Annotated in this window: 27 protein-coding genes and 1 riboswitch; of the genes, 25 read left to right on the top strand and 2 right to left on the bottom strand. The window is 37.8% G+C overall.

Going from position 1 to position 25,509, the window contains the following annotated elements; all coding sequences use genetic code 11:
- Positions 1–3: 3 nt before the first annotated feature.
- From spoVAD to GX497_00325, 9 genes are all read left to right on the top strand, one after another.
- Positions 4–1,017 (top strand): stage V sporulation protein AD, encoded by a 1,014-nt coding sequence (spoVAD, locus tag GX497_00365; GenBank protein ID HHY71688.1) that lies wholly within the window; start codon positions 4–6, stop codon positions 1,015–1,017.
- Complete coding sequence (gene spoVAE, locus GX497_00360) at positions 1,017–1,367, top strand: stage V sporulation protein AE (GenBank protein ID HHY71687.1); 351 nt, start codon at positions 1,017–1,019, stop codon at positions 1,365–1,367. Before spoVAD ends, spoVAE begins: the two co-directional genes overlap by 1 nt.
- A 20-nt stretch (positions 1,368–1,387) precedes the next feature.
- A complete protein-coding gene (locus GX497_00355) occupies positions 1,388–2,884 on the top strand; it encodes a spore germination protein (GenBank protein HHY71686.1) in 1,497 nt (498 codons plus the stop codon).
- 191 nt (positions 2,885–3,075) lie between these two features.
- Positions 3,076–4,398, top strand: coding sequence for a diaminopimelate decarboxylase (gene lysA, locus GX497_00350; GenBank protein ID HHY71685.1), 1,323 nt, complete (start codon positions 3,076–3,078; stop codon positions 4,396–4,398).
- A gap of 105 nt (positions 4,399–4,503) precedes the next feature.
- Positions 4,504–6,168, top strand: a complete 1,665-nt coding sequence (locus GX497_00345) for a glutamine--tRNA ligase/YqeY domain fusion protein (GenBank protein HHY71684.1) — start codon at positions 4,504–4,506, stop codon at positions 6,166–6,168.
- Between the two features lie 222 nt (positions 6,169–6,390).
- Positions 6,391–6,825, top strand: a complete 435-nt coding sequence (locus tag GX497_00340; protein ID HHY71683.1) for a C40 family peptidase — start codon at positions 6,391–6,393, stop codon at positions 6,823–6,825.
- Positions 6,826–6,934: 109 nt separating this feature from the next.
- Positions 6,935–7,372, top strand: a complete 438-nt coding sequence (locus tag GX497_00335) for a peptidylprolyl isomerase (protein HHY71682.1) — start codon at positions 6,935–6,937, stop codon at positions 7,370–7,372.
- 116 nt (positions 7,373–7,488) lie between these two features.
- Positions 7,489–8,127 (top strand): S-layer homology domain-containing protein, encoded by a 639-nt coding sequence (locus GX497_00330; GenBank protein ID HHY71681.1) that lies wholly within the window; start codon positions 7,489–7,491, stop codon positions 8,125–8,127.
- A 136-nt stretch (positions 8,128–8,263) separates the two neighbouring features.
- The gene (locus GX497_00325; protein HHY71680.1) at positions 8,264–8,647 is read left to right on the top strand and encodes a GNAT family N-acetyltransferase; all 384 of its coding nucleotides are present in this window, start codon (positions 8,264–8,266) and stop codon (positions 8,645–8,647) included.
- Here the strand turns inward: GX497_00325 and GX497_00320 are convergent.
- Positions 8,644–9,177, bottom strand: coding sequence for a DUF309 domain-containing protein (locus GX497_00320; GenBank protein ID HHY71679.1), 534 nt, complete (start codon positions 9,175–9,177; stop codon positions 8,644–8,646). The two genes, GX497_00325 and GX497_00320, sit on opposite strands and share 4 nt — an antisense overlap.
- A gap of 98 nt (positions 9,178–9,275) precedes the next feature.
- Positions 9,276–9,386, bottom strand: a complete 111-nt coding sequence (locus tag GX497_00315) for a YjcZ family sporulation protein (protein ID HHY71678.1) — start codon at positions 9,384–9,386, stop codon at positions 9,276–9,278.
- 221 nt (positions 9,387–9,607) lie between these two features.
- Here GX497_00315 and GX497_00310 point away from each other — a divergent pair, with 221 nt between their 5' ends.
- From GX497_00310 to cobD, 16 genes are all read left to right on the top strand, one after another.
- Positions 9,608–10,375 carry a segregation/condensation protein A gene (locus GX497_00310; GenBank protein HHY71677.1) on the top strand — a complete coding sequence of 256 codons (768 nt, stop codon included), beginning with the start codon at positions 9,608–9,610 and terminating at the stop codon, positions 10,373–10,375.
- Positions 10,365–10,949, top strand: coding sequence for an SMC-Scp complex subunit ScpB (gene scpB, locus GX497_00305; protein HHY71676.1), 585 nt, complete (start codon positions 10,365–10,367; stop codon positions 10,947–10,949). Before GX497_00310 ends, scpB begins: the two co-directional genes overlap by 11 nt.
- Positions 10,950–11,036: 87 nt before the next feature.
- Complete coding sequence (locus GX497_00300) at positions 11,037–11,423, top strand: hypothetical protein (GenBank protein HHY71675.1); 387 nt, start codon at positions 11,037–11,039, stop codon at positions 11,421–11,423.
- A gap of 117 nt (positions 11,424–11,540) precedes the next feature.
- Entirely contained in the window at positions 11,541–12,692 is a 1,152-nt protein-coding gene (locus GX497_00295) for a D-alanyl-D-alanine carboxypeptidase (protein HHY71674.1), read from the top strand.
- Positions 12,685–13,281: a spore maturation protein gene (locus GX497_00290; GenBank protein HHY71673.1), complete on the top strand. Its 597-nt coding sequence runs from the start codon at positions 12,685–12,687 to the stop codon at positions 13,279–13,281. Before GX497_00295 ends, GX497_00290 begins: the two co-directional genes overlap by 8 nt.
- A 2-nt stretch (positions 13,282–13,283) precedes the next feature.
- Positions 13,284–13,814 carry a spore maturation protein gene (locus GX497_00285; protein HHY71672.1) on the top strand — a complete coding sequence of 177 codons (531 nt, stop codon included), beginning with the start codon at positions 13,284–13,286 and terminating at the stop codon, positions 13,812–13,814.
- Positions 13,815–13,963: 149 nt separating this feature from the next.
- Positions 13,964–14,692 carry an rRNA pseudouridine synthase gene (locus GX497_00280; GenBank protein HHY71671.1) on the top strand — a complete coding sequence of 243 codons (729 nt, stop codon included), beginning with the start codon at positions 13,964–13,966 and terminating at the stop codon, positions 14,690–14,692.
- Between the two features lie 65 nt (positions 14,693–14,757).
- Complete coding sequence (gene resA, locus GX497_00275; GenBank protein ID HHY71670.1) at positions 14,758–15,279, top strand: thiol-disulfide oxidoreductase ResA; 522 nt, start codon at positions 14,758–14,760, stop codon at positions 15,277–15,279.
- A gap of 17 nt (positions 15,280–15,296) precedes the next feature.
- Complete coding sequence (locus tag GX497_00270; GenBank protein ID HHY71669.1) at positions 15,297–16,889, top strand: cytochrome C biogenesis protein; 1,593 nt, start codon at positions 15,297–15,299, stop codon at positions 16,887–16,889.
- Between the two features lie 13 nt (positions 16,890–16,902).
- On the top strand, positions 16,903–18,084 hold the full coding sequence (gene ccsB, locus GX497_00265) for a c-type cytochrome biogenesis protein CcsB (GenBank protein HHY71668.1): 1,182 nt from the start codon (positions 16,903–16,905) through the stop codon (positions 18,082–18,084).
- Positions 18,085–18,167: 83 nt separating this feature from the next.
- A complete protein-coding gene (locus GX497_00260) occupies positions 18,168–18,887 on the top strand; it encodes a response regulator transcription factor (GenBank protein HHY71667.1) in 720 nt (239 codons plus the stop codon).
- Positions 18,887–20,671, top strand: coding sequence for a cell wall metabolism sensor histidine kinase WalK (locus tag GX497_00255; protein ID HHY71666.1), 1,785 nt, complete (start codon positions 18,887–18,889; stop codon positions 20,669–20,671). Before GX497_00260 ends, GX497_00255 begins: the two co-directional genes overlap by 1 nt.
- A gap of 55 nt (positions 20,672–20,726) precedes the next feature.
- A riboswitch (cobalamin riboswitch) is annotated at positions 20,727–20,910 on the top strand.
- Positions 20,911–21,109: 199 nt separating this feature from the next.
- Entirely contained in the window at positions 21,110–22,048 is a 939-nt protein-coding gene (locus tag GX497_00250; GenBank protein ID HHY71665.1) for an ABC transporter substrate-binding protein, read from the top strand.
- Positions 22,011–23,066, top strand: a complete 1,056-nt coding sequence (locus tag GX497_00245; GenBank protein ID HHY71664.1) for an iron ABC transporter permease — start codon at positions 22,011–22,013, stop codon at positions 23,064–23,066. The genes GX497_00250 and GX497_00245 overlap by 38 nt, the downstream gene beginning before the upstream one ends.
- A 9-nt stretch (positions 23,067–23,075) precedes the next feature.
- A complete protein-coding gene (locus tag GX497_00240; protein ID HHY71663.1) occupies positions 23,076–24,545 on the top strand; it encodes an ATP-binding cassette domain-containing protein in 1,470 nt (489 codons plus the stop codon).
- Between the two features lie 14 nt (positions 24,546–24,559).
- A complete protein-coding gene (gene cobD, locus GX497_00235; protein HHY71662.1) occupies positions 24,560–25,507 on the top strand; it encodes a cobalamin biosynthesis protein CobD in 948 nt (315 codons plus the stop codon).
- Positions 25,508–25,509: the final 2 nt, after the last annotated feature.

Below are 25,509 nucleotides of genomic sequence, written 5' to 3'. Positions count from 1 at the left end.
CTATTGGGACTAGTGGCTAAGCAAACTTGGATTTTTGATAACGACATCTATGTACATTCCACGGGCACGGCTGTCGGTCCAGTGGAAGCAGCTGGTCCGCTTGGCACAAGTTTTGACATTAAATATGAAGATCTTCATTGTGGTCAAAAAAGTTGGGAGCTTGCTGAGCGGAAACTTATGGAGGACGCCATCGAAGTTTGCTTGAACAAGGCAAAGTTGACTACTGAAGATATTGATTTTTTTCTAGCTGGGGACCTTTTAAATCAAAATGTTACATCTAATTATGTAGCTAGAGGAAACCAAATTCCGTTTCTTTGCATGTTTAGTGCCTGCTCAACGTCAATGGAAACGTTGTCGGTTGCTTCTGTTTTAATAGATGGGGGCTTTGCAAACAAAGTGTTGGCATCTGTGAGTAGTCATAATGCAACAGCAGAACGGCAATTTCGCTATCCAACTGAGTTTGCTGTGCAAAAACCAGATACGGCTCAGTTTACAGTTACGGGAGCCGGGTCCATTTTGATAAGCAAAGAAAAATCTTCTGTGAAAATTACAGCCGCAACAATCGGTAAGGTCATTGATTATGGAATCGGTAATCCTTTAGATATGGGTTCAGCGATGGCTCCGGCAGCAGCACATACAATAATCACCCATTTTCGGGAGTTAGGAAAAACGCCAAATGATTATGATTTAATCGTAACAGGAGATTTAGCGGGAATTGGGGCAGCGATTTTAAGAAAAATGCTTGCTGATGAAGGGTATGCTGTTACTACGAATTATAATGATTGTGGTTTGATGGTCTATTATAGCGATCAAGATGTATTTTCTGGCGGCAGCGGCTGCGCCTGTTCGGCCGTTGTCACATATGGTCATATTATAAACGAAATGATAGCTGGAAAATTAAAAAAAGTTTTTGTAGTTGCAACAGGTGCTCTATTAAGCCCGATAATGATTCAACAAAAGGAGACGATTCCGACAATCGCCCATGGTGTTGTTTTTGAAAGGGTTGATGAAGCTTAATGGAATACATCATCGCGTTTTTTGTTGGCGGTTTTATTTGTATGATTGGACAGGTCTTATTAGATAAATTAAAGCTTTCTCCGTCCCATCTTATGGGTTTCTTCGTTGTTGTCGGCGTTATATTGGATAGTTTTGGATTATACGATCAATTCATTGATTTTGCCGGTGCAGGCGCTACTGTACCAATTTCAAACTTAGGACATTCTTTATTACATGGGGCAATGGCTGCGTCAGAGGAGCTAGGCTTGTTTGGCATCCCGATGGGAATGTTTCAACTTGCATCAGCTGGCATTTCATCCGCGATATTGTTCTCATTTTTAGCAGCTCTTATTTTTCAGCCTAAAGGGTAAGGGTGAAAGGGGTGGATTTCATGACAGTTAAAAATATAGAAAAGAAGCCAATTTCCTCATCAATCGTGGCAAATGAAGATTATTTAAAAAATCGAATTGGCGTCGGAACGAGCTTTGATTTAGGTGTTCGCAAAATTAAAATCTTAAAAAAAGAAATCCATTTATATTATTTAAATGGGTTATGCGATTCCGCCTATATTATTGAATTATTAAAAGAGCTGGTTGAGATTAATGATAATGAAAGAAGCTATAAGACGAACACGAAGGATGTTGTTCATAATCGCCTTATTCATCAACAAGTAGATACAGCCGAAGATATGGATAAGGTCGTCGATCAACTACTTTCCGGGCTCATTATTATTATGATTGATGGTGAGAATCGCGCTTTTATAGTTGATGTAAGAAGCTATCCTAGCCGTAATCCAGAAGAGCCTGATACCGAAAAAGTTGTGCGCGGCGCTAGGGATGGCTATACAGAAAACATCATCGTGAATACAGCTCTAACACGGCGACGCATTCGCGACGAGCGTTTGCGCCATGAAATTATTCAAGTTGGGGAACGCTCAAAAACCGATATCTGTGTCGCTTATCTCCAAGATGTGGCTGACCCTACTCTTGTTGATATTATTAAAAAAGAACTGAAGGAAATTGAAATTGACGGAGTTCCAATGGCTGATAAAGCTATCGAAGAATTTCTTGTGAAACAAGGATGGAATCCATTTCCTTTAGTGCGGTATACGGAAAGGCCTGATGTAGCAGCAACCCATTTATTAGAAGGCCATGTCGTCATTATGGTCGATACATCACCAAGTGTGATTATCACACCGACAACTTTTTTTCATCATGTACAGCATGCTGAGGAATATCGCCAAACTCCTTCTGTCGGTGCTTTTTTGCGTTGGGTGCGCTTCATTGGGATGATTGCATCCGTTTTATTAGTACCACTTTGGTACTTGTTTGTAAAAAATCCTGATTTACTACCAGAAGCATTAGATTTTATTGGGCCAAATAAGAAGTATACAATCCCTATTATTGTCCAGTTAATTCTTGCTAACCTTGGTATTGATATTTTGCGAATGGCAGCGATTCATACGCCAACGCCGCTTTCTACAGCAATGGGCTTAATTGCAGCTGTATTGATTGGACAGATTGCCATCGATGTTGGCCTTTTCTCAGCCGAAGTTATTCTTTATGTAGCTGTAAGTGCGATTGGCTCGTTTGCAACACCAAGCTATGAATTAAGTGTTGCTAATAAGATTGTCCAAATATTATTGCTGTTAGCCGTCTTTTTCTTCAATGTACCTGGGTTCGTAATTGGTTTAACACTTGTAATATTATATTTAACATCGTTACGTTCGTTAAATACACCATTTTTATGGCCGTTTATCCCGTTCCAACCTCAGGCGTTTTTACAAATTATTGTTCGTGTAGCTGTGCCGTTAAATAAAACAAGACCAAAGATAACAAATCCGAAGAATGATAAAAAACAACAAACAAGAAAGCCGTTATTAAACTAGCGGTTGAATAATTGAGGAAGTTTAACTATTGCCAATCTCATCTTTTCTATGGTAAAGTTTTATTTATTAATATGAAGATTAAAATTTAGGCTGTCACAAAAAAATGTTCAGGCACAAGACTAGGGAATTGTAACGGATGTCTGACACTTTTTAAGGCAGCTTTTCTTGGTATATAAGTAAGGGGGAAACGTATGTATTTACATGGAACAAGCGTCATAAATACTGCAGGCCATTTAGAGATTGGTGGAGTGGATACAGTTGAATTAGCGAAAGAATATGGAACGCCACTATTTGTTTATGATGTTGCTTTAATGAGAAAGAGAGCAAGAGCTTTTAAAGAAACGTTTGAGAGGCTTCAAGTAAAGGCACAAGTAGCTTATGCAAGTAAAGCTTTTTCAACGATTGCGATGATTAATTTGGCGGAGGAAGAAGGTTTAAGCCTAGATGTTGTTTCTGCCGGCGAGCTATATACTGCATTGGCAGCAAACTTTCCTGTGGAACGAATTCATTTCCATGGTAACAATAAAAGTGTAGAAGAAATAACAATGGGAATTGATGCAGGAATTGGCTGCTTCGTTGTCGATAACTTTTACGAACTTCAATTATTGCAACAGTTAGCTGGGGAAAAAGGCAAAATAGTATCGGTAATATTGCGAATTTCTCCTGGGGTTGAGGCGCATACACATGAATCAATTATGACTGGACAAGTTGATTCTAAATTTGGTTTTGATCTTAAGAGCGGTCAAGTGGAAAAAGCAATCGAAATGACAAGAAACTTGGCTAATCTTAATCTATTAGGAATTCATAGCCATATTGGTTCGCAAATCTTTGAAACAGATGGTTTTATAATGGCTGTTGATACATTGTTTGCTGCCATAGAGAAATGGTCAACGGAATTAAATTACCTTCCTAAAGTATTAAACTTAGGTGGAGGCTTTGGAATTCGTTATACGGAGGAAGACGATCCGCTTCCACCAGAAAATTATGTGGCTGCGATTATTGACAAAGTAAAGTCACATGTTAATCAATTAAATATCGCTATGCCAGAAATATGGATAGAACCAGGTCGCTCGATTGTCGGTGATGCTGGTACTACATTATACACAGTTGGCTCAAATAAGGTTATTCCAGATGTACGAAAATATGTAGCTGTTGATGGTGGCATGGTCGATAACTTAAGGCCCGCATTATACGAAGCAAAATACGAAGCAATCTTAGCTAACCGTGCCAACGACGAAGCTGAAGAAAAAGTTTCAATTGCCGGAAAATGCTGCGAATCAGGGGATATGCTAATTTGGGATTTACCGCTTCCAAAAGCAAATCCGGGCGACATTTTAGCAGTCTTTTGCACAGGCGCCTACGGCTATTCCATGGCGAATAATTATAACCGCATCCCAAGACCTGCTGTTATTTTTGTTGAAAATGGTGAGGCACAGCTTGTCATAAGGCGCGAAAGTTATGAGGATATAATTCATTTAGATTTGCCTTTGAAAAGTAAATTGAAAATGAGCTGAAATATTTGGATATAAAAGGTGCCCTACACACGGGCACTTTTTATTTTTCTATTTTTATGTTATAAATATAAGCATCATAATGATATTCTAGAAAGGTTGACGGTAATGGAAGAAAATAAACATACTTCCTCTAATTTTATTAAAAACATTATTGTAGAGGATTTAAAGGACGAAACATACGATGAGGTTGTCACAAGATTCCCTCCAGAGCCAAATGGCTATTTACATATTGGTCATGCTAAATCAATCATTTTAAATTTTGACCTTGCTGATGAGTTCAATGGCAAAACAAATTTACGCTTTGACGATACAAATCCTTTAAAGGAAGATACGGAATATGTAGAGTCAATTAAAGAAGATGTAAAATGGCTCGGCTATGATTGGGACAACCTATTTTTTGCATCGGATTATTTTGAAGAAATGTATAACCGCGCGGTGTTATTAATTAAAAAAGGAAAAGCTTATGTTGATGATTCGGCGCCTGAAGAAATTCGTGAAATGAGAGGAACATTAACAGCTCCGGGAAAAGAAAGTCCATATCGAAATAGAAGTGTAGAAGAAAATCTTGACATCTTTAAAAGAATGCGGGCTGGAGAGTTTAAAGATGGAGAAAGAGTTTTACGTGCCAAAATTGATATGGCATCACCTAATATAAATATGAGAGATCCGGTCATTTATCGAATCGCTCATGCCACACATCATAACACTGGCGATAAATGGTGCATTTATCCTATGTATGATTTTGCTCATCCGCTTGAGGATGCGATTGAAGCTGTGACCCATTCGATTTGTACGTTGGAATTTGAAGATCACCGTCCATTATATGACTGGGTTATTCGTGAATGTGAAATGGAAGCGCAGCCGAAGCAAATTGAATTTGCTCGTTTAAATATTACGAATACAGTTATGAGTAAACGGAAGCTAAAGCTTCTAGTAGATGAAGGCTATGCCGATGGCTGGGATGACCCAAGAATGCCGACGATTTCTGGTTTAAGAAGAAAAGGGTACACACCTGAAGCAATTCGTGCGTTTTGTAAGGAAATAGGAGTTGCAAAAGCACATAGTACTGTTGATGAACAAATGCTAGAGCATTTTGTAAGGGAAGATTTAAAATTAAAAGCACTGCGTACAATGGCAGTGATTCGCCCGCTTAAGGTTGTCATTACTAATTATCCAGAAGGAGAAGTTGAATGGCTTGATGCTGAAAACAACCCGGAAAATCCTGAGATGGGGATGCGAAAAATTCCATTTTCAAGAGAACTCTATATTGAACAAGATGATTTCATGGAAAACCCACCGAGTAAATATTTTAGGCTTTTCCCAGGGAATGAAGTTCGCTTAAAGCATGCTTATTTTATTAAATGCCATGATTTTATTAAGGATGAAAATGGAGAAGTAGTTGAAATTCATTGTACGTACGATCCTGAAACAAAAAGCGGCACTGGCTTTACAGGACGTAAAGTAAAAGGAACATTACATTGGGTTGAAGCAAGTCATGCAAAACTTGCTGAATTTCGCTTATATGAACCATTTATATTAGATAAAGAAGATCATGAAGAGGATGAAGGAAAAACATTTTTAGATTACGTAAATCCAAATTCACTTGAAATATTACAGGGGTATGTTGAACCTGATATGATGAAAGCGAATGTTCAAGATAAGTTTCAATTTTTTAGACATGGCTATTTTAATGTCGATCCGAAGCATACAACTCTTGAGAAAAAAGTATTTAATCGAATTGTGTCGTTAAAGAGCTCCTTTAAACTGTAAAACTTACTAATTAGTTGATAAAAGTGTCTGGTGTGTAAAAAATTTTACGCCAGACGCTTTTTTTTGCATAAACATCACACCTTTATTTTCCAATTTTGTGAACAGAATTTGAAAAAATAAAAAAATATTCATTTTTTTTCTAAAAAGCGACAGGATTTTTTTTTGATTTGTAGAATTTAAGTCAAGGTAAAAAATAAAATTCATAATGCAGGAGGTGAATGTGTGAAAAAGGTACTTACAGTATTTTTCTCTATCATGATATTGCTTACTTTTTCTAATACAACGAATGCGTTTGCTGCTAATGATGAGCTTGCTGAAAACATAATTAAAAGTGCGGAAAAATACATAGGCACTCCTTATGGAGGCGAATTTGATTGTTCAGGCTATGTTTATAAAGTTTTTAGCGAAAATGGAATTGAACTTTCACGTTCTTCAAAGTCGCAATATGAACAAGGGAAAAGTATAGAAAAAGAGGATTTACAAAAGGGAGATTTAGTATTTTTTAATACATCCGGTTCGGGAATTTCACATGTAGGTATATATATAGGTAATAATAAGTTTATTCACTCTGCCACTTCAAATGGTGTCATGATTTCAAAGTTAAATGATCCATACTATTGGGATTCACGCTATGTTGGCGCGGCTAAGGTATTGTAAAAAGCAGGACTAAGGTTCTGCTTTTTTGTTTTCGCTTTCAAAAATTTTTTATTTTACTTAAAGTAGTGTAAAATAGGAAAGAATAGAAACGCTAGGAGGCATACATAATATGAAAAAAGCATCGATTGAATTTGAAAATGGCGAAAAAATTATCATTGAACTTTTTCCAAATGAAGCGGCTGGTACGGTTGCTAATTTTGAAAAGCTTGCAAATGAAGGCTTTTATAACGGTTTAACCTTTCATCGTGTGATTCCAGGTTTTGTTGCCCAAGGAGGCTGCCCATACGGAACAGGGACAGGTGGGCCTGGCTATACAATAAAGTGTGAAACAGAGGGCAATCCGCATAAACATGTGCCTGGCGCGTTATCAATGGCCCATGCTGGAAGAGATACGGGTGGCAGCCAATTTTTTATTGTTCATGAGCCACAGCCGCACTTAGATGGTGTACATACTGTTTTTGGACAAGTAATTGAAGGAATGGATACTGTCCTTCGAATTCGCCAAGGTGATGTAATGAAAGAAGTTAAAGTTTGGGATGAAGAGTAATTGAAAAAAACTCCTACCATTTATTTGGCAGGAGTTTTTTACTTATTTCGTCTACATATAACAGATATAAAAATCCCCTTCTTAACAAATGATAGTACGGAAAGGGGGCAATACCATTGAACAAAAAATTGATCAATGTGTTATCGACTTCATTTTTAGTTATGGCTCTAGCTACAGGGTGTGGGGTGGCAACTAATGATAATGCAGTTAATGACCGAAATAGAAATAATATAACCCCTGTTGGTTATGATGATCGCACGAATTTTACACCGTTAAACGTGACTGATACAAATAACACAACACCGGATGCCAATGATGTTTCGCCAGGTACTGTCGATGAAACGCCAGGAGCTGACGGTGTGACTGGGGAACAAACGAATAATCGAACACCAGTATCAGGTGGAAATACAACCGATTTCACTGATGTTCCAAAATCACATTGGGCTTATGGTGATATTCACGCTGCCCGTGATTTAGGTTTGTTAAGTGGTACTGATTTAAAAAAGAATACGTTTGGTTTTGGGCAGGCAACAAAAAGGGAAGAAATCGCCTCAATCTTGATGAAAGCCTATCGTGCAGGCTATATGGTTGGAAACAATAATAACAACAACGGAGCAGGCGCAAATACTACGGGCACAAACAATACAAATACAACTGATGTAACTGGAACAACTAATAATGGCGGAACTATTGATACTAATGGTACAGACAATACAGGTACAAATGCGCCCAATATCCATCCAGCAGGTTCGTAATTAGAAGATAGAGGCTCGCTCTTTTGGGCGCAGCCTCGTTTAATTTACCCATTGATTACATAGAACGAATAAGTTATTATTTTGAATAAGGTATTACTTGCTATTAAATGAATGATAAAAGCAAAGAGGGATTAGCATGTTAATTCGTTATAAAAAAAATTATGAAAAAATCGCTATGGGGCTTCTTTCTTTTATGCCTTCTGAAAAAGATTTAAAACGGCTTCAAAATACTATTAAACTTTATGAGGAAGAGGAGAACTGGCATCTCTACCTATATAAGGAAGAAGATATCATTGGTGCAATCGGTGTGAAGATAAAGGACGATGTAGCAGAACTTCGTCATATATCCGTTAATCCTTCATATCGAGGTCAAGGTAAAGGAAGAGCAATGTTAAATGAACTTAGCAAGCAATTAGGGAATGTCGAAATCAAACCAACTGAAGATACAATTAAATTTTTTGAAAAATGTGACCAAGCAAAAGAACTTTGTGATGAAGATGAAGACCCAGATTCCAATTAGGAATGGGGTCTTTTGTTTCTTCTTTGCATTAATTGCTTTTCTCTTTCCAGTTTAATTTCGCTTCGGTCCCGTAATGAATGCTTAAATAAAAGAAATTTATTTGCTAAATTGCTCTCGTCGTTCCAATTGTAGCCTAGGTGCAGACATTGTTCTTGGCAAACTTTTATTAATTTTTCATCAGAAATCGGTAAATGTAAACTATAATACATAGCTCCAGCACTTATTTCGGAAAGTCTTTTTTGTAGTATTATTATAAGCTGTTCGTAATCTAACCCAAGGGCAAACAATTGCTCTTTTTGTTTTTCTAGACTTATCATTGCTTTTTTTAATATACGGAATGCGCCTTTTACATTTCCTGTGCGCTGGTGGTACAATGCTACTGCGATTTGGATTAGGCTAACCCATACGGAGGAGCGATTTTTACAATCATGTTTTTTCCAATAGTCCTCAAGTATCTCGTGACATTCAAAATAATCTCTTGATCCATGAAAGTGTACGAGAAAATCTATATATGGTTTTGGGTACGTTATAAGAAATCACTCCTTTATTTATAGTGTCGGTTTCATTAGTTTATCATAAATGAAAAAGAAGTGCCTGCACGGCACCCCTTTCAACTTTTTTTGGGAAATTAGTACACCCAAGCAGCCCCTACAATGATTAAGAGAATGAATAATACTACGATTAAAGCAAATCCTGCACCGGCACCATATCCCCCGCCGCAACCTACAGCTCCACTCATTTGAAATTCCTCCTTTGTTTTTTTATTGCTTACGGTAATAACATATGAAAATCGAAAAAACTTGTATAGGCGCTTCTATCGGGTCAAGTAGAAAATGCATAAAAATAGGCGAAAATATAACAATAACTGTATATTTTAAGCAACCTCTATAGAATTAAGAGAAATTTTGCTATTATAATTGTGATGAATTAATTTTCAAGAATATTTTGGTGGGATTAATGATGGAATATAGTGTAAAAATAGATGCTTTTGAAGGCCCTTTAGACCTTCTGTTACATTTAATTAATCGTTATGAAATTGATATTTATGATATACCGATGGCCCAAATTACGGAGCAATATTTGCTTTTTATCCAGACTATGCAAGAGCTTGAATTGGATGTTGCTAGTGAGTATCTTGTCATGGCTGCAACACTGCTAGCAATAAAAAGTAAAATGCTTTTACCGAAAACGGAAGATTCCTTAGATGAAGAACTAAGCTTTACTGGTGAAGAAATGGAGGAGGATCCGCGCGAAGAATTAATGCGCCGTTTGCTCGAATATCGGAAATTTAAAGAAGCTGCAACCCAATTGAAGGAATATGAAAAAGACCGCAGCCTTTTATATACGAGACCACCGGGGAATTTAGCGGAATATATTCCAGACCAGAGGGAGGCCCCGGTGTCAGATGTATCTTTATATGATATGTTAAAGGCCCTCCAGCATTTAATGAAACGAAAAAAGTGGAGAGAACCTAAATTAACAACTGTTCAGAGGCAAGAGATACCGATACAACAAAGAATGGAGCAAATATTAGAAGAGTTAGACAAGACAAATGGTAAGCAAAGCTTTTATTCACTCTTTCCTATTCTTGACAAGTCCTATATTGTTGTAACATTTTTAGCTATTTTAGAATTAATGAAAAACAATCACGTACGATGTGAACAAGAAAAGAACTTCGAAGACATTTATATATACAGCATGAAAGGAGTTTCAGCTGATGAAGCTTGAACAAATGAAAGCAATTGTTGAAGGTTTATTATTTATCGTTGGTGATGAAGGGATGGATCGAAAGCAAATTGCCGATGTACTACAAATTAGTGAGATTGTTGCTGTAGAATTGATTGAGGAACTAAAAAATGAATATAGCCAACAGTCAAGAGGGATTGATTTAGTTGAAGTAGCGGGTGTCTATCAATTAACAACGAAACGGGAGCATGCTGATTATTTCAAACGGTTAGTTGATTCGCCAACGTCTTCAACACTTTCCCAGGCAGCTTTAGAGACATTGGCGATTATTGCCTATAAACAGCCAATCACGAGGGCTGAAATTGAAGAAATTCGTGGCGTGAAAACGGAACGTCCGCTGGCAACATTAACATCAAAATCACTTATCAAAGAAGTTGGTCGTGCGGAGGGGGCTGGAAGAGCCATTTTATATGGCACAACAAAAGAATTTCTCGAATATTTTGGACTTAAAACATTGAAAGAACTTCCTCCTTTGCCTGAAAAGTTGGGCGAAGAGGAAATCCAAGAGGAAGCTGATTTGTTTTTTGAAAAATTTCAAGAAACTTTTAGCGAATAATAATTTGGACAAGAAGAAAAAGGTCTTTTATAATAGAATTGTACATATGTCGAAAAAATTAAAATAAAAAATTGGTGGGATGGAATTATGCTTATTAAAGAAATTAAAGGATATGAGTTAGAAAAGGCCCTGCCTAATACATCTGAGGACTTCTTTAATCGCTCTGAAGTTACGTTTGTCGATAATGGAACTGAAAAAACCTTTCATCTTTTATATATTCGCTATTTTGATCAAATCTTTAATGAATTTGTACCTTATGAAAGTGAGCCGCTATTTACTGTTGGTGAGAAAGCTTATTCTTTTAAAGAAATTATTGCGCTCGTGTGCATGCTTAAAAACCCTGAACTAAAAAATCGCAAACGAGTGTATATTAGCGATAAAAATGAATTGCTTGAATATTGCCAAGGAATTGATTATGCAATGCTGCCAAGTATAGTCGAACAAATTGCCAAAGGCGGCTATGAATTAAAATAATTGATTGCAAAAAAGCATGATAGTTTTTCTATCATGCTTTTTGTTATTTACTTCTTAAAAGGCCCTGTCCTGCATAAACTTGTACAAAACAACAGGTGAAGGGACGTGTCGTTTTGAATGCCATCGTTTAGAAAAGTTGTACTTTTACATATTATTGTCGTTTTCTTATTGACCTTAATCCCAATGAAAGGACATGCGTTTTCGAATGTTTCAGCGGAAACTGCGATTTTAATGGATGTTGAATCGGGGCGTGTTCTTTATGAAAAGGCTGCCCACAAAAAAATGCGGATTGCCAGCATTACAAAGATTATGACGGCTATTTTAGCAATTGAATCGGATATGTTAGATGAAACCGTAAAAGTAAGCGAGCGGGCTGTCTATACGGAAGGCTCCTCTGTTTATCTTAAACAAGGTGAAAAAATTAAGCTTGAGCATCTTGTGTATGGATTAATGCTCCGTTCAGGGAATGATACGGCTGTGGCGATTGCTGAACATGTTGGTGGGAGTGTTGAAGGTTTTGTCTTTTTAATGAACCAAAAAGCAGAGGAAATAGGCATGCATAATACAGTTTTTGCCAACCCCCATGGCTTAGATGATCATGAAAATCATTTTTCAACGGCGTATGATATGGCGCTCTTGACGAAATATGCAATGGGAAATGAAAAATACAGGGAAATTGCTGGTACAAAGGTATATCGTGCACCAAATCCCGATGAAAAATGGGATCGCAAATGGACAAATAAAAATAAGCTTCTTACCGGGCTGTATGAATATTCAACAGGTGGGAAGACAGGCTATACAAAGCGGGCCAAACGAACATTAGTGTCGACAGCGGCAAAGGACGGCCATGATTTAATCGCGGTTACCTTAAATGGGCCGAGTGATTGGAACGATCATATTGCGATGTTTGAATGGGGATTTGCTCAATATGACCTTGAAAGTATCGTCGAAAAAGGACTTGTTCATTCAATCAAAGATGATTTCTATAAAGAAAAGGTAGTGGTACAGCGCGATTTCTTATACCCAATCACTGCTGAGGAAAAGGAAAAAATTAAGGTCGATATTAAATTAATCAAGCCAAAGCCACAATGGAAGAAGGAGAAGGATGTGCCGTCTCCATGTGGGAAGATGATTATCAAGCTTGAGGATCAAAACATCGGTGAAATCCCCCTTTATTATGATGAACATGGTAGAATCCATAAAGAAACATGGCTATCGACGATGAAAAGGTTGTTTTTATCAATGATTGGAGTGTACGCCAATGGTTAATATCATTTGGGTTGTGATGACAATTATTGGAATCATATTTGCGATGTTCAACGGGACGATGGATGATGTAAACAAGGCAATTTTTTCTGGAGCGAAAGAAGCGGTAACAATATGTATTGGCCTTATTAGTATTTTAGTATTCTGGCTAGGTCTCATGAATATTGCCGAAGAAGCGGGTTTATTAAATAGATTATCAAGGCTTTTCCAACCGTTCATTACAAGGCTCTTTCCAGAGGTGCCAAAAGAGCATCCAGCAATGGGCTTTATTCTTTCCAACATGATTGCTAATCTATTCGGTTTAGGTAATGCAGCGACACCGATGGGAATTAAAGCAATGGAGCAATTGAAGATTCTTAATGGCAATAAAAATTCAGCTTCAAGATCGATGATTACCTTTTTAGCAATCAATACATCGAGCATAACGTTAATCCCAACCACTGTTATTGCAATTCGCATGAACTATGACTCAGTAGCTCCAACGGAAATCGTAGGAACAACATTAGTTGCCTCACTATTTTCAACAACAGCTGCCATAATGATTGACCGCTACTATCATTATCGGCGCATGAAAAAAGGAGGGAATCTGTGATGATGAACATTATAAACATGATATCACTTTGGCTGATTCCTGTGATTATTGGGTTCATTTTAATTTACGGTACAATAAAAAGGGTACCAACCTATGAATCATTCGTTGAAGGCGGCAAGGAAGGGATTCAAATTGCCTTTTCAATTATTCCTTACCTAGTAGGGATGTTAGTGGCCATTACTGTTTTTCGTGAATCTGGTGCGTTAGAGTATTTTATGAATTTAATAAAACCTTATGTAATGAGTATCGGAATTCCAGCTGAAATTATTCCGTTGGCTATCATTAGACCGATATCTGGAAATGCAGCTTTAGGAATCACATCCGACTTAATTGCTACTCATGGTCCAGATTCGTTTATTGGTAGGCTCGCTTCAACAATGCAAGGAAGTACGGATACAACTTTGTATATTTTAACCGTTTACTTTGGAGCAGTAGGCATTAAAAAAATGGGAGATGCATTAAAGGTTGGTTTATTAGCGGATTTGGTGGCGATTATTACTTCTATTATCGTTGTTACCATTCTCTTTGCGTGAAAAGGGGATTATATTTCATTTGACATTAGGAAGCTTTTTTATGGAGCCCTAATGTCTTTTTTAATTTCGACATTTCCTCGACAAAATTAAAACTAGCGCTTGAGAATTGGGAATGATACAAGTAAGATTGAATCTGAGGTGAAAAATTAATGGAACGCTTACAAAAAGTGATTGCCCATGCTGGTGTGGCATCAAGAAGGAAAGCAGAACAATTAATTATTGAAGGGAAAGTAAAAGTGAATGGTAAAATCGTTAGAGAATTAGGCGTGAAAGTGTCAGCTAATGATAAAATTGAAGTTGAAGAAATTCCGATTCAAAGGGAAGTTCCTGTCTACTACCTCTTTTATAAACCGAGAGAAGTAATTTCAGCTGTATCAGATGATAAAAATAGAAAAGTTGTTACAGATTTTTTTCCAATGGAGCAACGAAGGATTTTTCCGATAGGTAGACTAGATTACCATACATCAGGCCTACTACTACTTACAAATGATGGAGAGTTCGCCAATTTGTTAATGCACCCAAAATATAATATTGAAAAGGAATATGTTGCGAAAGTAAATGGAATCCCAACACGAGAAGAAATTAAAAGGTTAGAAAAAGGTGTACAGTTAGAAGATGGTAAAACGGCCCTCGCAAAAGCGAAAATTCTTTCATTTGATAAAAAAAAGGGCACTTCAATCGTACAATTAATTATCCATGAAGGCAGAAATCGTCAAGTTAGAAGGATGTTTGAAGCGATTGGCTATAAAGTCCAAAAGTTGAAAAGGGAACGATATGGCTTCCTTGATTTGCGCGGTTTAAATCCTGGCGATTATCGCGAACTCACACCACATGAGGTTAAACAGCTGCGGAATTTAGCTGTCACACAACATACATAAATTTACACTATGTGCAAGTTGTTTAGTGATATAATATAAAAAAATACAATGGGGGGTTGTTTGCATTGAAAAATAAGCGTCTTGCAGTACGAACAATCATCCTGCTTGTTTTAGTCGGTGCACTAGCCTATACGCTTTATTCTAATTTTTTTACCGAAAAACAAGTAGTGGGGATAGGAGATCAAGCACCCAATTTTGTGCTTACAGATTTAAACGGGAACGAGGTTGAATTTGCTGATTATCGTGGCAAAGGTGTTTTTCTCAATTTCTGGGCTACATGGTGTAAGCCTTGTGAGACTGAGATGCCTTATATGGAAAATCAATATAACACATACAAAGACCAAGGTGTAGAGGTTTTAGCCGTAAATGTTGGGGAATCAGAGCTTTCTGTTCGCAATTTTGTTGAACGTAAAGGTTTAACCTTTCCAGTTGTTATAGATAAAAAATTAGAGGTCTTTGAAGCATATGGTGTTGACCCACTTCCGACATCTTTTTTAATTAATAAAGACGGGGAGATTATCGATATTATTATCGGAACATTAAAGGAAGAAACAATACGGAATCATATGGAGCGAATCAAACCATAAATAGTTGGGGGTCTAAAATGGATAAAGTGAAATGTGAATGTGGACATGTCAACCCTCATGGAACGATTTTTTGTGAATCATGTGGAAAATCTTTTATTGACAATGATAAAGAAACGCTTTTAGATATGCGTTACGAGGGTAGTGCAAGACGTTCACAAACGTATAAAAAAACGTTTATCGATGTGATTTGGAACTTTTTCTCCTCTGTTAAAGTAGGGGTTTGGTTAATTGTTATAACACTTATTGCTTCATCGTTAGGAACATTGTTTCCACAAGATATATACATACCGCAAAATATTCCGCCAGAGAAGTTTTATGAGCAGGAATATGGATTTCTTGGGAAGCTGTATTATGAGCTTGGCTTTAATAATTTATACGGGTCATGGTGGTACATGATTTTAATCGCTATGATTGCGATTTCACTCGTGATTTGTTCATTAGACAGAGTAGTTCCTTTATATAAAGCGCTGCAAAAGCAAGGAGTAAAGCGAAATTCGAGTTTTTTAAGAAGACAGCGTTTGTTTGCGGAGACGAAAATTGAAATAGAGGAAAATGAAGAGCGTTGGATTGAAGCGTTGAAAAAGAAACGTTACCAAATCCGTGTTGAAGATGGTAATATTTTAGCTGAGAAAGGCCGTTTTTCGCGCTGGGGACCGTATGTTAACCATATTGGTTTAATCATCTTCTTAATTGGGGCGATGTTGCGCTTTTTTCCAGGAATGTATATTGATGAAGCTCTGTGGCTCCGTGATGGAGAAACGAAGGTGATTCCAGGTACAAATGGGAAATATTATTTAGAAAATAAGCAGTTCATTAAGGAAGTTTATGATGGAGATGACAACTTTACCGTTGGGATGGGAATGCCGAAAAACTACCAGGCAGACGTTGTTCTTTATGAGCGTATCGATGATATTGTCCCAGGCAAGGAACCTGAGCTGAAGGAGATAAAAGAACAGAAAATTCGTGTGAATCATCCTTTTAAGTTTGAAGGATATGCGCTTTATCAAATTAACTATAAGCTTAATGAATTTTATAAAATGACGTTTGGGCTAGTTGAAAAAAACACAAATAAAAATGTCGGTAACGTTACGATTAATTTGGATAATCCAGAGACTATTTATGACCTTGGAAATGGCTATAAAGTGGAGATTATGAGTTATTTCCCAAATTTTTATTTTAATGAGGAAGGCGCACCAGATACGAAAAACAGAATTCCAGATAATCCAGCGTTTATCTTCAAAATGTTTTCTCCGGGAATTTCTGATGGGGAGGTAAGCTTTGTTGCCATTAAAACGAATGCCGAGCCGTTTGGAGAAAATCAATTCAAAATGGCCTTTCAAAGTATGGAAACAAGAAATGTAACTGGTCTGACGGTTCGCCTTGATAGGACGATTGCAATCATTATCGCTGGCGGGATTATTTTCATGATAGGTGTTATCCAAGGAATGTATTGGACACATCGCCGCATTTGGATTAAAAAGTCTGGGAACGAGATTATGGTTGCTGCCCATACGAATAAAAACTGGTATGGACTAAAGAGAGAAATAGAGACGATGTTTACAGGAACGGTATTACCGATTCCGATGGATCAACAGGAAAAGGTAAAATAAGGGGGAGAGTAAGTTGATTGAGATAAGCAGTAATTTATTATATGTTTCATTTATTCTGTATTTATTTGCGACTGTTTTTTTTGCAGCTGCGATTCGCGATAAATATTCAAAAGCCAACACAAATAAATGGGCAAAGTTTGGGATTGTTGTTACGATTATTGGCTTTATCGCACAAATGGGCTACTTCATTTTAAGGTGGATTGTAGCTGGGCATGCACCAGTAAGTAATATGTTTGAATATACGACGTTTTTCGGAATGATGCTCGTTCTTGCTTACATCATTTTTTATTTCATGTATAAAAATGTATTGATTGGTGCCTTTACAATGCCTGTTGCCATAATAATCATTGCATTCGCAGCGATGTTTTCACGAGAGGTTTCACCGTTGATTCCAGCATTGCAAAGTCATTGGCTTTATATTCACGTGACAACGGCTGCTCTGGGTCAGGGAATATTAGCAATTAGCTTTGGTGCCGGTCTAATTTATCTTATTCATGTTGTGGATCAATCAAAATCAAGTAAACGGACGTTTTGGCTTGAGTTTATTTTATATTTAATTATTAGTGTGATAGGGTTTGTTATTGTTTCGACAACATTTAAAGCATTGGATTATGAGGTAGCCTTCAAATGGGTGAATGAAACAGGCAGAGAAGCTGAACTTATTTATGAAATGCCAGCAATTGCTGGGCCAATTGGTGGAGAGAAGCTGACAGAAGGGTTTGGGCCAGTATTTGAAACACCATCATGGATGAATGGTGCGAATGCACCGAAAAAGTTTAATACCGTCGTTTGGTCTTTATTTTCCGGCCTCATTTTATACGGTGTTTTACGTTTGATATTTAGAAAAAGAATTGCTGCAGCTATACAGCCGCTTTTACGAGGTGTTAATGCAGATTTAGTTGATGAGATTAGCTATCGTGCGGTGGCAATCGGTTTCCCAATCTTTACTTTAGGTGCACTTATTTTTGCAATGATTTGGGCTCAAATTGCTTGGACAAGGTTCTGGGGGTGGGACCCAAAAGAGGTGTGGGCGCTCATTACATGGTTATTCTATGCTGCTTTTTTACACCTCCGTCTTTCAAAAGGCTGGCATGGTGAAAAATCGGCTTGGTTGGCTGTTGTAGGCTTTGCCATTATTATGTTTAATTTAGTGGCCGTTAACCTAGTGGTTGCCGGCTTACATTCCTACGCTTAAAAAAAGCTTCGAATTATGTCATAATATAAGGGGCAGGGAGAAAGCTTGAATTTTCACATTTTCTTATTGAAGGGAGATTTCAAATGGAAAACGGTCAAGCGAAAATTTTAGTAGTTGATGATGAGGAAAGAATTCGCCGATTGCTAAGGATGTATTTGGAAAGAGAAGATTACGTAATCGAGGAAGCTGAAAATGGAGAGGAAGCTTTATTAAAAGCAACTACCGATGAATTTGACTTAATTTTGCTTGATATTATGATGCCTGGCATGGATGGGATTGAAGTTTGTAAACTAATCCGAGAAAAGAAAGCAACCCCGATTATTATGTTAACGGCAAAAGGGGAAGAAGCCAACCGTGTGCAAGGATTTGAAGTCGGTACGGATGATTATATTGTCAAGCCATTTAGTCCGCGTGAAGTTGTCTTGCGCGTAAAAGCATTATTAAGAAGATCATCAGCAACTGTGTTTTTACAAACGGAGCCGACAACAAAGGATGTTATTGTTTATCCGTTTTTAACGATTGATAATGACGCTCATCGTGTTACTGCAGAAGGCAAGGAGGTTAGCTTAACGCCGAAAGAATATGAACTACTATATTTCTTGGCTAAAGCCCCTGATAAAGTGTTTGATCGTGAACAGCTGCTAAAAGAAGTTTGGCATTATGAATTCTTTGGTGATTTACGAACAGTTGATACACACGTAAAACGTTTAAGAGAGAAGCTTAATAAAGTTTCTGCGAATGCTGCCAAAATGATTGTAACTGTCTGGGGTGTTGGCTATAAATTCGAGGTCGTGTCTGAATAATGCTATGGTTTTGGAGAAGTGTAGTTGGTAAGCTTTGGTTCACGATTCTTTTGCTCGTATCATCCGTTTTAGTGATATTAACGATTCTTTTACTACAATTCTTTGAAAATTTCCATGTAACGGAAGCTGAGAGGGAGCTTACACAGCTTGCTACAAAAGTATCAAAAATCATGGAAACGTATGACCAAGATGAATTAGCTTTTTCGATTGCTTGGGAAGTGATTGACCCCTCTACGAAAGTGATGATTATTGATTGGAAAGGGGATTATTGGTATTCTCCGAACGACGAGAGACTTGCTGATTTACCAATTGATTTTATTTGGAATGATAAGGATTTATCAGAAGTTATGACAAAGGAGAAAACTGTCAGTAAATTAGCCTTTCCACCTAAAATTATTAATCATAACAATCAAATGTATAATGAAATTCTAATTGTCGGTGTCCCAATGAGTCGTGTTGAGGGTAAGCATGGCGGTGTTTTTATTTACCAGTCTTTAGATGTTGTTAGTCAAACATCAAGAGAAACGACAAAAATCATCATAGTCAGTGCTGGAATTGCAATCATTTTAACAACGATTTTTGCCTTTTTCCTTTCAACGAGGATTACTGCACCGCTTAGAACGATGAGAGAAGCCGCTTTTGAAATGGCGAAAGGAAAATTTAATGCAAAGGTTCCCATTTTAACTCATGATGAAATTGGCGAACTTGCCCTTGCTTTTAATCGTATGGGTAGACAGTTAGAGTATCATATTGAAGCGCTTAATCAAGAAAAAGAACAATTAACGAGCATTATTAGCAGTATGGCTGATGGTGTGATCACGATGAATCGTGAAGGTGATGTAATCGTTTCTAATCCACCCGCTAAAAAATTATTAAAGGCGTTCCATTTTGAACACGGCAGTTATGATGAGACCTATCAGCCATTGCCAAGTGAAATGAAAGGCATTCTTGAAAAAGTCATTTTAACGGAAAAGCAACAAATTGCCGAAATTTCAGTGCAAGGGACAAGCTGGGTAGTGTTAATGACGCCTTTGTATGATCAAGAAGCTGTACGTGGTGCTGTTGCTGTTCTTCGTGATATGACCGAGGAGCGCAAATTAGATAAATTGCGCAATGATTTCATTGCCAATGTTTCGCACGAACTTAGAACGCCGATTGCGATGCTCCAAGGATATAGTGAGGCAATTATCGATGATATTGCTAGTACAGAAGAAGAAAAAAAAGAAATCGCCCAAATTATTTATGATGAATCATTACGGATGGGTCGTCTTGTAAATGAACTGCTTGATCTTGCCCGAATGGAGTCTGGTCGGATTGAATTGCACCTTGAAACAGTAGAGGTCACGAAGTACTTCGATCGCATTATTAGAAAATTCCAAGGTGTGACGAAAGAGCATGGGGTTGATTTGAAAATAAAGATTAGTGATAATGAAGGTACGATGGTCATCGATGCTGATCGCATCGAACAAGTATTGACAAATCTAATTGATAATGCGATTCGACATACAAGTGAGGGTGGGGCTGTAGCTCTAATTGTTGATTCATTTCCGGGTGGGTTTCAAATTTCTGTGAAAGACACTGGATCCGGTATACCGGAGGAAGATTTACCTTTTGTATTTGAAAGATTTTATAAAGCCGATAAGGCTAGAACGAGAGGACGTTCTGGAACTGGTCTTGGCCTTGCGATTGCCAAAAATATTGTCGAGGCACACCATGGACATATATCTGTGCAAAGTAAGCTAGGGGAAGGAACAACATTTTCATTTTTTATCCCTCGTCATTAAAATTGCGAATTTTATTGAATTGTATCCAAATTTTATATAGTATAAAAAATGTAATTAGATAAAGTATGTTTTAGGTGCCCAACTGTTTGGACATAATAGGGAATTTGGTTAGAAGCCAAAACTGTCCCCGCAACTGTGAATGTGGACGAAATGAGAATAACCACTGTATGAAAATACGGGAAGGCTCATTGTAGGAGGAAGCATGAGTCAGTAGACCTGCCTAAATACATGCGTTTCAATGCTTCGGGATGAAAGCTCGTGAAACGGCACGTACAGGCTTATTTTATTAGAAAATATGTGTCGTTTAGTGGCTGACTTACAAAAAGGGTCGGACTCCCACATTGAATAAAATTGTGGGGTCTGGCCCTTTTCTAATTTTAAAGGTGAGGTGTCAAAGTGAAGACGTATTTGAAGTGGTTGGCAATATCGATAAGTATCATGTTTTTGTTTAGTTTAATAGGATGTTCAAATCCAAATAATGAAAAAGGAGAAGTTAACCAAGCGCCAGAAACAGAATCAGCGGGGAATGATGATAATTTTCCTGTAACTGTTACTGATGCAACTGGCCAAGAAATAACGATTGCGAAAAAACCAACAAGAATTGTTTCGCTCATGCCGAGTAATACGGAGATTGTTTTTGCATTAGGGGCGGGTCATGCAGTTGTTGGTGTAACGGAATGGGATAACTATCCAGAGGAGGTAAAAGAAATTGAAAAAGTTGGTGGACTAGATTTTAATGTTGAGAAGGTCCTATCATTACAGCCTGATCTTGTTTTGGCAAATGCATCAGGGATGTCGAACGAAAATGGTTATAAGCAGCTACGAGATGTCGGTGTATCGGTCGTTGTTGTACCTGATGCAAAGGCTTTTACAGAAGTTTACGATTCCATTTCTTTAATTGGCAAAGTAGTTGGTACTGATCAAAAAGCGGCTGAAATAGTTACGGGAATGAAAGATAAATTAGCGGAAATCGAAGAAAAGGCAAGCGCAATTACTGAAAAGGAACAGAAAACTGTCTGGGTCGAGGTGCAGCCGCAGCCAGATATTTATACGACTGGCAAAGGAACATTTATGAATGATATGCTGACTCTCATTCATGCTAAAAATGTAGCTGCAGATTATGATGGCTGGGTTAAATTCAATGAGGAGGATGCGATTCTTTTAAATCCAGATGTAATCCTCGTAACATATGGATATTATGTTGAAAACCCTACAGCAAAGGTTTTTAGCCGACCAGCATGGAAAGATGTACCAGCTGTAAAAAATAAACAGGTGTTTGCTGTGGATGCTGATAAAGTGAATCGTTCAGGTCCACGATTGATAGAAGGAGTCGAAGAACTTGCATCTGTCGTCTATCCAGAAGTATTTGGTAAATAGCTTCGTATGGCCGTATTTATTTTCAGTTCTTTTTCTAGTTTTTTCGATATTTCTGGGGATTTCGATAGGCACTCTATCCATTCCTTTTACAACGATTATTGATATTATTACAGATGGTTGGCTCTGCTTGCCAGGAGCAGATGAAATTAGTCCAATGATCTATAATATTGTTGTTTCAATTAGAATGCCAAGAGTAATTTTGGCAATGCTTGTTGGCTTTTCATTATCAATCGCTGGTGCGGCCTTTCAAGGATTACTGAAAAACCCGCTCGCCGACCCCTATACACTAGGGGTATCGTCGGGTGCTTCAGTTGGGGCAGTTATCGTGCTTTTTTTAGGGTTAACAATCCCATTTTTCGGACAGTTCACATTGCCGATTATGAGCATTATTTTTGCCTTGCTCACTTTATTTGTTGTGCTCGCCTTTTCTAAACTTGTTGATCGAAAAATCTCTGTTGAAACAATTATTCTTACGGGAATTATTTTTAGCTCCTTTTTAGGAGCGCTCATTTCGCTAATGATTGCTTTATCAGGCGAGGAGCTAAGGCAAATAGTTGTTTGGTTAATGGGAAGCGTGTCGATGCGAGGCTGGACATATGTCTATATGATGATTCCGTTCACGATTGTTGGTGTGCTTATATTATTATTAAATAGTAAAGAATTAAATGCTCTCTCCTTCGGAGAGGAAACAGCTAGGCAGCTAGGTGTTGATGTGTCTAAGCGAAAGCTGTTTGTATTAATCGGGGCTTCTCTCCTTACAGGTTCTGCTGTTGCTGTATCAGGTACGATTGGCTTTGTCGGGCTTGTTATTCCACATATTACACGAATGATTTGGGGACCTGATCATAGTAAATTATTGCCGTTAGCGATGGTAAATGGTGGTTCTTTTTTAATTTTAGCTGACCTAGTTGCGCGGACCATTATTGTTCCCCAGGAGCTGCCAATTGGAGTTATTACGTCAATGATTGGTGCACCAATTTTTGCTTATATTTTTTTTAACAGAAATCGCAGAAAGTAGATGGTTACCATGATTAAAGTAGTCAATGTTTCAGGTGGTTACCACGATAAAAATATTATCCAAGATGTAAGCTTTGAGGTGAGAAAAGGCGAAATCTTCGGGATTTTAGGACCAAACGGAAGTGGGAAAACGACGATTTTAAAGATGCTTACTGGGCAATTTCCAATTATTTCGGGTGCAGTCTATATTAAGGATCAATCTATCCAACATTATAAAATAAAAGATTTGGCCAAGACGGTTGCTGTTTTACCACAGCTTCATGATCTTTCTTTTTCTTATACTGTCAAAGAGACGGTAAAGCTAGGCCGTTATGCTTATCAAAAAGGGTTTTTCCCCTCATGGCGCAGTGAAGATGAGAAAGCTGTCCAAAATGCCATTCAATTAACAGGCATTGCACAGTTTGCAGATTGCCCAATCGATTTATTAAGCGGCGGTGAAAAACAGCGAGTATTTTTAGCAAGGGCATTAGCACAAGAGCCGGAAATATTGCTTTTAGATGAGCCAACGAACCATCTTGATATTCACCATCAAATAAATTTATTTGATTCCTTGTATAAGTGGGTGCAAGAAAAAGGCTTGACTGTTGTTGCTGTTTTTCATGATTTAAATATGGCGAGCTTGTATTGCAATCGCATTTTGTTATTGAATGAAGGAAAAGTGATGAGCCTTGATGAACCACAAAATGTACTGCAAGAAGAGCAATTAAACGAAATTTATAAGACAAGGTTAATCAAGAAGCAGCATCCCAATGTGCCTACGCCACTAATTACAGTAACGCCAAGTGATGATGGAAATCGTGACCATATTTTTAAGATGTTAAAAACGAGCCAATCAAGTGAAACGATTATTGTTGAATCAACAAAGCCTTTAAAAACATTATCTTCAGCTGTGATTAATTCTGGTTTTAGCTGGAGCAAGTATTTTTTAAATAGGCATGTTGACAAGAATTATAATTGTGATGATGCGGCGGCGGAAATGAAAACATATCTCGACAATATTGGCATTGACCCAACCTATACGGTTGCGATGATGACCGCAGCTCAGTTAGAGGATGCCGCCTTCAGAACGATAGAATCGGAAGAGTTTTCGATTTACGTTGTTGTAACGGCAGGAGTATCAAATGCTGTTGATGTTGCAAAAGCATATTTGCGTACGGATTTACCAAGGTCGCCAAGTACGATTAATACATGGATTTTTATTGATGGTAATTTAGCCGATGCCGCTTTTGTACAAGCGATGATGACAGCTACCGAAGCAAAAGCAAGGGCCGTTTCCGAAAACAAAATCATCGACCCGGAAACAAAGACAATTGCATCAGGCACATCAACAGACAGCTTGCTCATCGCTTCTACACAAACAGGTTGTTTTTTCGAATATGCTGGAACAATAACACCTCTAGGCAAAACGATTGGTCAGGCAGTATTTGAGGCAACAAATGAGGCGATTGGGTGCAATAAATTAAGAAAAGGGTATTCATAACAATGTCGATTGTAATCTTACATACTATAGCAGCTTGGCTTGCTCTTTTTTTAGATAAAGGGCTTGGGGACCCACGATGGCTGCCACATCCCGTCAGGGGCTTTGGTTATGTTATCAAAAAGCTTGATCACTATTTGAATAGAGGGAATTTTCGGAAGGGGAAAGGACTTTTAGCTTGGTTGATCATTGCGGTCATTGTTTTTTTTCCTGCTTTTTATTTCGTCCAGCTTGTTCGTCAAATAAATGAAATTGCAGCGATTGTTGTTGAAGCTATTTTCATTTATACGACGATAGCTGAGAAAGATTTAGCACGTGCAGGAATGGCTGTTGCTGTACCATTAAGAGAAGGGAATTTGCCGCCCGCGCGTGAAATGGTAGGCTGGATTGTTGGCCGTGATACAGACAAGATGGATGAAAGTGAGGTTGTCAGGGCAACCGTGGAGACGATTGCCGAAAATACGAGTGATGGCATTACGGCACCTTTATTCTGGGCGTTTTTAGGTGGAGCGCCACTTGCTTTATTGTATCGGGTCGTTAATACATGTGATTCAATGCTTGGTTATAAAAATGAGAGATATGGTGAGTTTGGCTGGGCTTCGGCAAAAATAGATGATCTTTTTAATTTGATTCCGAGCCGAATAACAGGTTTTGTCATGATATTCAGTAATATTTTATTTTCTAAAAGTTCGTTGTCGGATTGTTTATGCATTTTACTTCGTGATGCTAAAAAGCATCCAAGCCCTAATAGCGGCTGGTGTGAGGCAGCGATGGCAGGGCTGCTCGAGATTCAACTTGGCGGACGGAATACATATAAAGGTGTTGTTTCAGAGAGAGCTAGAATGGGCGAGCCTATTCATAGATTAGCAGTTTTTCATATAGACGAAGCGATAGTGACAATGAAGAGAACAGTCTTTGCTTTGATGGTTCTGTTTACGGTTGGAGTTATTTTTCTGTCTTTCTAATG

It is taken from the genome of Bacillus sp. (in: firmicutes) (genome assembly GCA_012842745.1).
Classification (GTDB): domain Bacteria; phylum Bacillota; class Bacilli; order Bacillales; family Bacillaceae_J; genus Schinkia.
This window is presented reverse-complemented; position numbering and strand designations above follow the sequence as displayed.

Excerpts from the sequence above, each read along its gene's own strand:
- scpB (HHY71676.1), top strand. The coding sequence starts at position 10,365 with ATGAAGCTTGAACAAATGAAAGCAATTGTTGAAGGTTTATTATTTATC.
- GX497_00335 (HHY71682.1), top strand. The coding sequence starts at position 6,935 with ATGAAAAAAGCATCGATTGAATTTGAAAATGGCGAAAAAATTATCATT.
- GX497_00250 (HHY71665.1), top strand. The coding sequence starts at position 21,110 with ATGTTTTTGTTTAGTTTAATAGGATGTTCAAATCCAAATAATGAAAAA.
- GX497_00325 (HHY71680.1), top strand. The coding sequence starts at position 8,264 with ATGTTAATTCGTTATAAAAAAAATTATGAAAAAATCGCTATGGGGCTT.
- GX497_00300 (HHY71675.1), top strand. The coding sequence starts at position 11,037 with ATGCTTATTAAAGAAATTAAAGGATATGAGTTAGAAAAGGCCCTGCCT.
- GX497_00295 (HHY71674.1), top strand. The coding sequence starts at position 11,541 with ATGCCATCGTTTAGAAAAGTTGTACTTTTACATATTATTGTCGTTTTC.
- GX497_00280 (HHY71671.1), top strand. The coding sequence starts at position 13,964 with ATGGAACGCTTACAAAAAGTGATTGCCCATGCTGGTGTGGCATCAAGA.
- GX497_00345 (HHY71684.1), top strand. The coding sequence starts at position 4,504 with ATGGAAGAAAATAAACATACTTCCTCTAATTTTATTAAAAACATTATT.
- GX497_00270 (HHY71669.1), top strand. The coding sequence starts at position 15,297 with ATGGATAAAGTGAAATGTGAATGTGGACATGTCAACCCTCATGGAACG.
- lysA (HHY71685.1), top strand. The coding sequence starts at position 3,076 with ATGTATTTACATGGAACAAGCGTCATAAATACTGCAGGCCATTTAGAG.
- GX497_00240 (HHY71663.1), top strand. The coding sequence starts at position 23,076 with ATGATTAAAGTAGTCAATGTTTCAGGTGGTTACCACGATAAAAATATT.
- GX497_00315 (HHY71678.1), bottom strand. The coding sequence starts at position 9,386 with ATGAGTGGAGCTGTAGGTTGCGGCGGGGGATATGGTGCCGGTGCAGGA.
- GX497_00355 (HHY71686.1), top strand. The coding sequence starts at position 1,388 with ATGACAGTTAAAAATATAGAAAAGAAGCCAATTTCCTCATCAATCGTG.
- GX497_00260 (HHY71667.1), top strand. The coding sequence starts at position 18,168 with ATGGAAAACGGTCAAGCGAAAATTTTAGTAGTTGATGATGAGGAAAGA.
- GX497_00285 (HHY71672.1), top strand. The coding sequence starts at position 13,284 with ATGAACATTATAAACATGATATCACTTTGGCTGATTCCTGTGATTATT.
- GX497_00290 (HHY71673.1), top strand. The coding sequence starts at position 12,685 with ATGGTTAATATCATTTGGGTTGTGATGACAATTATTGGAATCATATTT.
- spoVAE (HHY71687.1), top strand. The coding sequence starts at position 1,017 with ATGGAATACATCATCGCGTTTTTTGTTGGCGGTTTTATTTGTATGATT.
- GX497_00255 (HHY71666.1), top strand. The coding sequence starts at position 18,887 with ATGCTATGGTTTTGGAGAAGTGTAGTTGGTAAGCTTTGGTTCACGATT.
- GX497_00310 (HHY71677.1), top strand. The coding sequence starts at position 9,608 with ATGGAATATAGTGTAAAAATAGATGCTTTTGAAGGCCCTTTAGACCTT.